Annotated in this window: 12 protein-coding genes; 2 read left to right on the top strand and 10 right to left on the bottom strand. The window is 62.9% G+C overall.

Features of this window, described 5'->3' with window-relative positions:
• From ACTS1Z_RS02380 to rimP, 4 genes are all read right to left on the bottom strand, one after another.
• The coding region (locus ACTS1Z_RS02380; protein WP_442622835.1) for a translation initiation factor IF-2 associated domain-containing protein at window positions 1-158 on the bottom strand (158 nt) is incomplete at its 3' end.
• Window positions 155-898: a DUF448 domain-containing protein gene (locus tag ACTS1Z_RS02375; protein WP_442622832.1), complete on the bottom strand. Its 744-nt coding sequence runs from the start codon at window positions 896-898 to the stop codon at window positions 155-157. The genes ACTS1Z_RS02375 and ACTS1Z_RS02380, both read right to left, overlap by 4 nt.
• Window positions 885-2,516: a transcription termination factor NusA gene (nusA, locus tag ACTS1Z_RS02370; protein ID WP_442622831.1), complete on the bottom strand. Its 1,632-nt coding sequence runs from the start codon at window positions 2,514-2,516 to the stop codon at window positions 885-887. Before nusA ends, ACTS1Z_RS02375 begins: the two co-directional genes overlap by 14 nt.
• A gap of 4 nt (window positions 2,517-2,520) precedes the next feature.
• Window positions 2,521-3,048 (bottom strand): ribosome maturation protein RimP, encoded by a 528-nt coding sequence (gene rimP, locus ACTS1Z_RS02365; RefSeq protein WP_442622830.1) that lies wholly within the window; start codon window positions 3,046-3,048, stop codon window positions 2,521-2,523.
• Between the two features lie 189 nt (window positions 3,049-3,237).
• Here rimP and ACTS1Z_RS02360 point away from each other — a divergent pair, with 189 nt between their 5' ends.
• Together ACTS1Z_RS02360 and ACTS1Z_RS02355 are read left to right on the top strand one after the other, a co-directional pair.
• Window positions 3,238-4,386, top strand: coding sequence for a PQQ-dependent sugar dehydrogenase (locus tag ACTS1Z_RS02360; RefSeq protein ID WP_442622829.1), 1,149 nt, complete (start codon window positions 3,238-3,240; stop codon window positions 4,384-4,386).
• The gene (locus tag ACTS1Z_RS02355) at window positions 4,386-5,042 is read left to right on the top strand and encodes a Rieske (2Fe-2S) protein (protein WP_442622828.1); all 657 of its coding nucleotides are present in this window, start codon (window positions 4,386-4,388) and stop codon (window positions 5,040-5,042) included. The genes ACTS1Z_RS02360 and ACTS1Z_RS02355 overlap by 1 nt, the downstream gene beginning before the upstream one ends.
• A gap of 31 nt (window positions 5,043-5,073) precedes the next feature.
• On the opposite strand, the gene ACTS1Z_RS02350 is transcribed toward ACTS1Z_RS02355, so the two are convergent.
• The 6 genes from ACTS1Z_RS02350 to ACTS1Z_RS02325 form a co-directional block, all read right to left on the bottom strand.
• Window positions 5,074-5,859, bottom strand: a complete 786-nt coding sequence (locus ACTS1Z_RS02350) for a S1/P1 nuclease (protein ID WP_442622827.1) — start codon at window positions 5,857-5,859, stop codon at window positions 5,074-5,076.
• A 57-nt stretch (window positions 5,860-5,916) separates the two neighbouring features.
• Window positions 5,917-6,321 (bottom strand): MerC domain-containing protein, encoded by a 405-nt coding sequence (locus ACTS1Z_RS02345; RefSeq protein WP_442622826.1) that lies wholly within the window; start codon window positions 6,319-6,321, stop codon window positions 5,917-5,919.
• Between the two features lie 139 nt (window positions 6,322-6,460).
• Window positions 6,461-7,027 carry a phosphoribosyl-AMP cyclohydrolase gene (locus ACTS1Z_RS02340; RefSeq protein WP_442622825.1) on the bottom strand — a complete coding sequence of 189 codons (567 nt, stop codon included), beginning with the start codon at window positions 7,025-7,027 and terminating at the stop codon, window positions 6,461-6,463.
• Between the two features lie 164 nt (window positions 7,028-7,191).
• The gene (locus tag ACTS1Z_RS02335; RefSeq protein WP_442622824.1) at window positions 7,192-7,974 is read right to left on the bottom strand and encodes a carbonic anhydrase; all 783 of its coding nucleotides are present in this window, start codon (window positions 7,972-7,974) and stop codon (window positions 7,192-7,194) included.
• Between the two features lie 153 nt (window positions 7,975-8,127).
• A complete protein-coding gene (trmB, locus tag ACTS1Z_RS02330; RefSeq protein WP_442622823.1) occupies window positions 8,128-8,811 on the bottom strand; it encodes a tRNA (guanosine(46)-N7)-methyltransferase TrmB in 684 nt (227 codons plus the stop codon).
• Window positions 8,808-10,319, bottom strand: a complete 1,512-nt coding sequence (locus ACTS1Z_RS02325) for an AMP-binding protein (RefSeq protein WP_442622822.1) — start codon at window positions 10,317-10,319, stop codon at window positions 8,808-8,810. Before ACTS1Z_RS02325 ends, trmB begins: the two co-directional genes overlap by 4 nt.
• Window position 10,320: the final 1 nt, after the last annotated feature.

Here is a 10,320-nt window from a genome sequence, read left to right as displayed (position 1 = left end):
GGGGTTTCGCCCGGCTTGGTGAGCACGCGACGTTTCTTGCGCTCGACCACGACCGTATTCTTGCGGCCATGGCTGAACTGCTGCTGCACCTTGCCCTCGACGGTGCGCTTCACGCCAAGGGTCCGTGTGCCAAGTGTCTTCTTGTTATCGTCGCTCATTCTAAGCCTTTGTCTTCCAACTCATTATCGCTCGGTTCCCGCGAGTCTCGCCCCGCGGGACCGGTCGTGCCATTCGATCCAGAAAATTCCATCCAGCGCGAGATTGCGCCTGATACACGCTTTGCGGCCCGTTCGTCCACAATAGCGATGTGAACCGCATTTTCGCGGCCCAGCGCAGCGCCCAATATGGTGCGGTTCGCCGGAATAACCAACCCCCGCATTTCGCTGCCCTCCGCATCCATGCCGACGCGCCATGCCTGATCCAGCTTGCGTCGCCCGTCTTCGGCCGCGTCGGCGGCATGGAGGAGCAGGTACACCTGGCCCGCGCGGGCGGCATCGCGCAGCTTTTCGGAGCCCGTGATCAACGTGCCGCCCCGCGCTTCGAGTCCAAGCCGGTCGAGGGCGTTGCGCGTCAAAGCATCCGCGATGCGGTCGCCCAGATCCTCGGGGATACGCAAATCGCCGGCCTTGAACGCGCGGGCGAGTGCACCGCGTAACTTGCCGCCGCGCAGGGCCGCCTCGAACGCTTCTCCGTCGGCGGATATCCACGCGCCGCGCCCCGGCGCCTTAGCGCGGACATCGGGCAACACCTCGCCGTCTGGCGACAGCGCCAGGCGGATCAGCGACTCACGCGGCTGCACATCGCCCGAAAGGATGCATTTCCTTTCGGGTTCTTGCGGCCCTTTCTTGTTCGGGCGCTGTGTCGGCTTCAGGCCGTCTGCGGTCTCATTGTTCGCCATCCGCAACTGCGTCCTCCTCGGATGCGTCTGCGGCGGCCGGTTCGTCTTCGTCTTCGAACCAGTGCGCGCGGGCGGCCATGATGATCTCGTTGCCCTGTTCCTCGGTAAAGCCATATTCGCCGAGCACGCCGCCCTTGGGCTGCGGACGGGCAGGAGCGGCCTGATCGCGGCGGCGCGGTTCGACGCGCTTCTTCTCGATCAACTCGTCGGTTGCGAGGTCGGCGAGATCGTCGAGCGTCTTGATGCCGGCCTCGCCCAGGGTCACGAGCATCTGCTCGGTCAGATAGGGCATGTCGGCCAAAGCGTCTTCGACGCCCAGTTCCTTGCGCCGGGCCCGGGCCGCTTCCTCACGCTTTTCGAGCGCTTCGACGGCGCGCGACTGCAGCTCGGTGGCGATTTCGTCGTCGAGGCCCTCGATCGCGGCGATCTCGGCCGGATCGACATAGGCGACTTCTTCGAGTTCGCCGAAGCCTTCGGCGACGAGCAGCTGCGAGAGCGTCTCGTCGACATCGAGCTCGGCCTGGAACATGTCGGACCGCTGCATGAACTCGGCCTGGCGCTTCTCGTTCGATTCGTCCTCGGTCATGATGTCGATGGCCGAACCGGTGAGCTGCGAGGCGAGCCGGACATTCTGGCCGCGGCGGCCGATGGCGAGGCTGAGCTGATCGTCGGGCACGACGACCTCGATCCGCTCTTCCTCTTCGTCGATAACGACGCGCGACACCTGGGCCGGCTGCAGCGCGTTGACGACGAAGGTCGCGAGGTCCTCAGACCAGGGAATGATGTCGATCTTCTCGCCATGCATTTCCTGGACGACGGCCTGAACGCGGCTGCCTTTCATACCGACGCACGCGCCGACCGGGTCGATCGACCCGTCATGGCTGATGACGCCGATCTTCGCGCGGCTGCCCGGATCGCGGGCCGCGGCCTTGATCTCGATGATGCCGTCGTAAATTTCCGGCACTTCCTGCGCGAACAGCTTGCGCATGAAATCGGGATGCGCGCGGGAGAGGAAGATCTGCGGCCCGCGATTTTCGCGCACGACCTTGAGGATCAGTGAGCGGATGCGGTCGCCGACACGCACGATCTCGCGCGGGATCTGCGCATCGCGCCGGATAACGCCCTCGGCGCGGCCGAGATCGACGACGATATGCCCGAACTCGACGCGCTTGACGACGCCGGTGATGATCTCGCCCGCGCGGTCCTTGAACTCCTCATATTGCCGCTCGCGCTCCGCTTCGCGGACCTTCTGGAAGATGACCTGCTTGGACGCCTGGGCGGCGATGCGGCCGAACTCGATTGGCGGCAGCGGGTCGACGATGAAATCGCCGATACTGGCATCGTCCTGCAGCTTCTGCGCCTGTTTCAGGTCGACCTGCTTAAAATGGTCCTCGACCTCTTCGACCACCTCGACGACGCGCCACAGGCGCAGGTCGCCGGTCTCCGTGTCGATCTTGGCGCGGATGTCATTCTCCGCGCCGTAACGCGCACGGGCGGCGCGCTGGATCGCGTCTTCCATCGCTTCGATGACGATCGCCTTGTCGATGATCTTCTCGCGCGCGACGGCATCGGCAATCGCGAGCAGCTCGGCTTTGTTGGCGGAAATGGCAGAGGCCATGGCGTTATCCTTCTTCTTCCGTAATCGTGTCGGCGCCTTCCATGGAAAGTGGCGCGGTTTCTGCAATCAGTTTATCGGTCAAGATCAACTTGGCCGAATGAATATTCTTGAAATCGAAGACATGGTCGTCCTTGCCGGCGATTTCGACATGGATGGCCTCGCCTTCGCGGCCTTTGAGCACGCCCTTATACTGTTTCTTGCCCATGACGGGCTCGATCAGGTTAAATCGCGCGTCATGGCCGGCCCAGTCCTCGAAATCCTTCAGCCGGGTGAGCGGCCTATCGATGCCGGGCGACGACACCTCAAGACGGTATGCGTCCTCGATCGGATCGGCTTCGTCGAGCATGTCCGAAAGAGAGCGCGAGATGGTCGCGCAATCCTCAATCACGAGCTGCCGCGTATCCGGGCGCTCGGCCATCACCTGCAGGACCGGTCCGTCCTCGCCGCTCGTCATCTTGACGCGCACGAGCGCGAAGCCGAGCTTTTCGACTTCGGGTTCGATCAATTGCGTCAGTGCGGCGATGTCCGCCATGCGGTCTCCATAGCATAAATAAGTCTTGCCCGCGCCGGCCCGGGGCTTCCGGACCAGCCTCTGCAACGTCGCCGATGTAGAGAAAGGCAAGTGCTATATAGGCAGGGCTTTGATATCCGGCAAGGGAAACCATAAGTAGGTCCGAAACGTAATATGGACCGAGACTTCCGCCCCCTTAGGAGAAATGTCATGCGAACTCTTTTTGCCAGCCTGTCCGTCCTCGCCCTGGTCGCCTGCAGCGCGTCCGAGGGTGTATCCGCGCAAGGAACGCAAGCGGAATCGGGCGCGGCGGCCGAAGTCTTTACCGTTGAGGAAATGGGAAGCTTCGCCGAACCCTGGGCGATGACTTTCCTGCCTAACGGGATCGCGTTGATCACCGAGAAAGAGGGCGTGATGCGGTTTGTCGATTTCGGGCCCGATACGCCGCGCATGGGTACGATCTCGGGCGTTCCCGAGGTCGACTATGGCGGCCAGGGCGGGCTGGGCGATGTCGTCCCGCATCCCGATTTCGCCGAGAATTCCATGATCTATTTCAGTTACGCCGAAGCCGGTGACGGCGACACGCGCGGTGCGGTCGTCGCGCGGGCGCGGCTCGTGATGGACGAGGCCGATGCGGGCCGGCTCGAAGATGTCGAGACAATCTGGCGGCAGCTGCCGAAGACCGGCCGGCGCGGCCATTACAGCCATCGCATCGTGTTCGGTCCCGATGGCTATCTCTACATCGCCTCGGGTGACCGGCAGGAGCTTGAACCCGCGCAGGACACCACCAACAATCTCGGCACCATCGTCCGCCTCAACCATGACGGCAGCGTGCCGGAGGACAACCCGTTCGCGGACCAGGGCGGGATGACGGCCGAGATCTGGTCCTATGGCCATCGCAATCCGCTGGGTCTCGCTTTCGCGCCCGACGGGCAGCTCTGGGATGTCGAGCACGGCCCGGCGGGCGGCGACGAGCTCAACCTCGTCCAGCGCGGCGTCAATTATGGCTGGCCGACCGTTTCGGACGGCGATCATTATGACGGCCGCCCGATCCCCGATAACGATACCGAAACCGGTTTCGGCGAGCCCGCTATCGTCTGGACGCCGGTCATCGCGCCGGGCGCCATGATCTTCTACACGGGCGACATGTTTGCGGATTGGCAGGGCGATGCTTTGATTGCGGGCCTTTCGACGAACGCGCTGATCCATGTCGAGTTCGACGGCGACAGCGCGCAGGAAGTCGCGCGCTACGATTTCGGTAATCGCGTGCGCGAAGTCGAGCAGGGCCCGGACGGCGCGATCTGGGTGCTGGAAGACGGGGAGGGCGGCCGCCTGCTGCGCCTGACGCCGGGCGCCTGATGGGCGATCTCGTCAAGGTCGCCGAGTATCGTCGCGATCTTGGCGCGAGCCTTGCCCGCATGTTCGAAAATGCGCTGGACTGGGAGCATCTGCCCCATGTCCACGCGCATGCCTTCGCGTCGATCAATCTCGTGGAAGAACGCGAAAGCGGCTGGCGCGCGACGGTCGGCACGCCGCAGGGCGGCGACTTGCTGATCGATCTTGAACTCGACCGGGAGGCCGGATGCTGGACGACGAACAGCTATGCGGGCGATACGCTGGTCGGACGGATCGTCACCCATGCGACGGCCACCGGGTCGGATAGTTGCCGGGTGGACATCGAATTTCTCGTGCCCGATCCGGATACGGCACAGCGGGACGCCTTCGGCAATTATTATCCGGCCCTATACGCACTGCTCTATGACGAGGACGAGGCGATGATGATTGCCCGCGCCGAAGCCGTGGAACGCGGGCCGGCGGCGCTGGACGAGCGGCGCGCTGTCACGCTGGCCGATGGCGAAGCCGCCAAGGTCGCCCGCTACTGTCCGCATCTCGGCCTACCGCTCGATGCCGAACCGGACGCGGACGGAACGATAACCTGCCCCTGGCACGGCTATCGTTTCGATATCGCCACGGGGCGATGCGTTAGCGGCGCGCAGTGCGGCTGGCGGGTTTGAAAAGCGCCGGGATGGGGCGCCCGCCAATCGCTTACTCCGAGAACAGCCAGTCTAGATAGGCGGCGAGCCGGACGCCGCCCTGCTGCATGCGCCGCTCGGCGATGGGGAGATAGTAATAACCATAGCGCCAGCTTAGCCGCGCATCGGCGCTTTGCGGATAAATGCTCGGCCGGATCTCCGCGCTCTCGGCGATCCACACCAGCGGATCGGCGGTCCACCAGTCGATCTCCCATTGCGGCGGGATCGCCCGGCCCAGCCAGCGTGCATATTCGGTATAGCTCAGATTCTTGCTTTCGATGAGCTGCGTGTCCCAAAGCCGATGGAGATTGGTTTCCTCGCCGAACCATCTCACGGAGACGTCGTTGCCACCGAGATCCGTGCCATTGCCGACATGCAGCGGCTGATGGAGATCGCCGACGATATGGATGATGAAGCGTAGCGCCAGTGCCCGGTCGGCTGACGGCGCGTTCCGGTCGCGCACGGTCTGCGTGAACCGGGCGAGCGCCGTCGCCGCATCGCCTTCGGGCGGTGCGCCAGCCTGCTCGTACGTCATCCCATCCGGGACGGTCACATAATGCCAGGGGTTCGCATCGTTTTGCCAGAAGGAGGCCGGGTTGGAGCGCTCTTCGTCGGGCCAGGTCGAGGCTTCGGCCAGATCCTCGACGCCCAGGATCAGCAGCACTTCGGCCCGGGTCCGGCCCGACACGCGTTCGTCGGCGAGCTGGCCGATCACACGGTGGCCAAGTTGGCCCCAGGCGAGGGCGGGCTGGGGCCAGGCAGAAACGAAGCATAGGCAGGCAAGGACTAGATAACGCATCCCGCTCTTTTGCAGTCGGTCGGTGACAAGGGAAAGACTATTTCGCTTTCGGTGCCATCAACCCTCGTGCGGATGCGCACGCCGGAACCAGCGCCAGCCATGCGCGCTCGCGAGCATCACGGCGCCTGCCACCGTAATCGGCGTCTCGATATCGTGCAGCGCGTGAACAAAAGCCGCGCTCAGCAGCAGCGCCAGTCCGAGTCCCGCGATCATGGCGAAGAGCGGTCCTCCGGCGGTGCCAAGCGCGCTGAAGATGGCCACTCCCGAAATTGGCAGCGCCAGCAAGACGAATGCGCGGTGCACCCATTCAATGTCTGCGAGGCTCGCGAAGAGCGGCAGGAACGCCGCGCCCATGGGGAGGAGCAGGCAATGCGCAAGGCAAAGCCCGGAAAGCCCGATCGCAGTCGAGTCGATGGTTTTCGCAACAGTCATGACCGAGCCCATGATGATATGATGTATCATCTATGGTTATCGCGGCCGATGTGCAAGTGGCTTTACAACAGAGTTCGCCATAAATCGGTCAGAACCCATGAAGCGCGGGACAAAGAAAACGGGGACCTCCGGTGGGAAGCCCCCGTTTTACTAGCCGATATCCGGCCGCTTAGCCGGCGCTGAACGGCATCGACGAGTGGTGTAGAACGATTTTGAGTTCGCCATTCTCGTCTTCGATATAGCCGAACGTGTATTCGACCTTCACTTCTTCGCCCTCGGTGGTCGTGAAGTAGTAATTGCCCATCGCCATGGCGCTATCGGAGTCGATTATAGTGCCTTCATTTTCCCAGCGCACATTGGTGTAGGGAGCGATGGCGAAGCCGCCATCTTCGGCGATCGAGCCGCCGACGAAATAGGACAGGGCTTCATCGAACGTACCGCGGAACTGGTCCTCGGCGGCGAGCGTCGGCTTGAACAGCACCGTGCTGTCGTCGCCATAGGCGTAGAAGCGCTCGATATGGTCGCGCGCGGCCTGCTGATAATCGCCGTCTTCGGTATAGACCTGGCCGATGGAAACGATGCCCTCGCCCCAAGCCTGCTGCGCGGCGGTCACTTCTTCTTCGGTGATTGCCGCGCCTTCGCCACCACCGGCGGATTCCGCCGAGGCTTCTTCGGAGGCGGGGGAACAGGCGGCGAGTACGGTGACGCCGGCGATAAGCGGAATAGTGCGTTTCATGGTCATAACTCCTGTGTTGCGGTTGGGTCGGAAATCATCGGATCGGCTTGGTCTGGATCGGGAGACATCAATCCTTTGAATAAGCCGATATATCATCTCTTTTCGTTGTGAAGAAAAAACGCCATGACAATGTGCCAGGACGCTTTTTCTTATGTGCGCCGGACTTAGCCGCCGACGAAAAGGATCTCGCGATCGCCGGTCGGCTGCACCGGACGCGCGGTGTTGCCGTAGAGTTCGGTGTAAGCGGCGATCTGGTCGGCCGAGATGGTGACCGGTTCGCTCATGAATACCCAGTTCACGCCTTCGCTGCACGGCGGCGTCGTCAGCGAGCCAGGGAAGCGGAAGAAGCTGCGCGTTTCGGGCAGCACGGCCATCGGATCGAACGTGATGCCTTCGAGCGTGCGCGTGCCTTCCTCGGTGTTGAATTCCTCGAACGCGGCGGCGAGCGCACTGTTCGCTTCGCCTTCGGCAAGGAACACGCCGATCACGGCGAGTTCGCCGGCTTCATTCGCGTGCACGAAGTGAATATCGCCGGCCGGCTGTTCGCCTTCGATCGTATATTCGCTCGGCATGTGCATATGCGCCTGAATGAAGTCGTAGCGTTCGCCTTCCAGCATGATGTATCCGCCTTCGGGGGCGACGAGGTTGCTGTTATAGCCGGCGCCTTCGATCGTCATCGGGCCGCTTTGCCAGTTGATTTCGAGCGTCACATCTTCGCTATCAGTCGCATCGGCGCGCACGAAATTGATCGGGGACTGGACGGTGCCGGTCGCACAGGTCGCATATTCCTCATGGACCGTGCCCCATTCGCCGGGGTTCTCATACGTCCAGGACGCTTCCTGGACTTCGCCGCCTTCGGTTTCGGTGGTCGTGGCTGTGTCTTCGGCCGCGCCGCCACAAGCGGCAAGTGCTACGGCCGAAGCCGCCAGCAAGAAAGTCGTTCGCATCGGTGGGTCTCCTGTTGTTCCGAGCTTTCAAATCAGGTCGGATGGTTCCGATATACAGTCAACTCGGCGCTTTTGGATGGGTTCCAAATAGATTGTTGGAAGGGCATGTGATAGGCAAAGGCTATCGATGGACAGCCAATCGTTCCGCTCTTGCTACCGTCGCAAATAGCGGAAGTACCACACTTCATGCCCCTTTTTGCGCGCCTTGGCCTCATATCGCGTCTCCGGCCAGTCTGCTGGGCGCTCGAGAAAGTCGCGCGGTGTTTCGGCCTGCCAAGCGAAGTCCGGCCGCTGGCCCATGATCATCATCGACCAGCGGCAATAGGTCGGATCGTCCGTGCCGAGCCGGAATTCTCCGCCGGATTTCAGCTTGGCGGCGATCATGTCCATCGGCCCGTGATTGACCATCCGCCGCTTGGCATGCCGGTTCTTCGGCCATGGGTCGGGATGCAGCAGATAGAGGCGATCCAGCGATCCGTCGGGCAGACGTTCCAGTGCATCGAGCGCATCGCCCATATGGATGCGGACATTGGCGAGATCGCGATCCCGGATATGTTTGAGCATGCCAACCACGCCGGTTTCGTAATGCTCGCAGCCGATAAAGCCGGTATCGGGCCGCGCCTCGGCCTGCGCCGCCAGATGCTCACCCGATCCGAAGCCGATTTCGAACTCGAGCGGCCGCTTGTCGCCGAACAGACGCTCCGCATCCAGCGGTCCGTCCGCCGGGATGGCGAGCTTGGGCAGCATCGTATCGAGCATCTCCTGCTGGCCGGCTCTGAGCCTGTGCCCCTTCGAGCGGCCGTACAGGCGGCGGATGGTGGCGGGATCCTCGGTCATCTCGCGGCGAACAGCCCTTCATGCTGCTCGCGCAGTCTCGCCTTTTGCACCTTGCCCATCGCGTTGCGGGGCAAGGCGTCCGCGAACAGGATGCGGCGTGGCTGCTTGAACCGGGCGAGATCGCCTTCGACCGCCGTGAGAATCGCGGTCTCGTCCAGCGTTCTGCTTTCGCGCACTACGACGGCCACGGCCGCCTCGCCGAGGTCGGGATGCGGCACGCCGATCACCGCACTTTCCCGCACACCCGCGACCGCGTCGATCGCTAGCTCGATCTCCTTGGGATAGATGTTGAGCCCGCCCGCGATGATCAGGTCCTTGCCGCGCCCGACGATCGCGATACGGCCATCGACGTCCATGGTCGCGATATCGCCGGTGATGAAAAAACCGTCGTCGCGCATCTCTTCGGCCGTCTTGTCGGGCTTGTTCCAATAGCCGCGGAACAGGTTGGGGCCGTTGATCTCGAGGATACCCGGTTCGCCGCGCGGCAGCTCCGCGCCGTCATCGCCTGCAACGCGCGCGGCGACGCCGGGCAGCGCGAAGCCAACCGTCCCCGCAATGCGCTCGCCGTCATAGGGGTTGGATGCGATCATCCCGGCTTCCGTCATGCCGTAGCGTTCGAGGATGCGATGGCCGGTCTTGGCTTCGAATTCGGCGAAGGTGTTTTCAAGCAGCGGGGCGGAGCCGCTGATGAAGAGGCGCATGTTCGCGCTCGCCGCGCGGGTCAGCCCGGCATGATCGGCGAGCCGCACATAGAAGGTCGGTACGCCCATCAGGACGCTCGCCTCAGGGAGATCCGACAGCACCGCATCGGCGTCGAAGCTATGGTGCCAAAGGATCGTCGAACCGCCGAGTAGCGCGAGATGCAGAGCGACGAACAATCCATGGACGTGATAGATCGGCAGCGCGTGGATGAGCACGTCATCCGAATGCCAATGCCAGATATCGTACAGCGTCTGCGCATTGGACGTCAGATTGCCATGGCTGAGCATCGCGCCTTTGGACCGGCCGGTCGTGCCCGATGTGTAACAGATCGCGGCGAGATCGTCGGTATCGCGCGGTACGGTTTCAAACCCTGCGTCCGACACTGTCGAGATCGCTTCTTCAAGGCTTCCGCGCCCGTTGGCATCGACGGTCAGCAATCGTGTCTTGCTTGCAAGCGAGGCAATCGCCTGTTCCTTCTCGGGATCGCAGACGATGAGCGCCGGGCCCGCATCTTCGATGAAATAGGCGAGTTCGGTTGCGGTGTAGGCGGTGTTGAGCGGCACATAGACGAGTCCTGCGCGTAGGCTCGCCAGATAGAGCAGCACATTATCGACCGATTTCTCGACTTGGACGAGAATGCGATCGCCGACCTGCGCGCCGCTCGCGATCAGCGCCTGGGCGTAGCACGCCGTTTCCCGATCCAGATCGGCATAGCGAAGCCGGGTTTCGCCGCCTTCGACGATCAGCGGCTTCTCGCCGGCCTGCTCCGCGGACTGCGCGATTAGAGCGTAAAGGCTGGCCGTCATA

It is taken from the genome of Parasphingopyxis sp., assembly GCF_052168295.1.
Lineage (GTDB): Bacteria > Pseudomonadota > Alphaproteobacteria > Sphingomonadales > Sphingomonadaceae > Parasphingopyxis.
The sequence above is the reverse complement of the archived record's forward strand: the minus strand, read 5'-3'. Positions and strand labels throughout refer to the sequence as shown.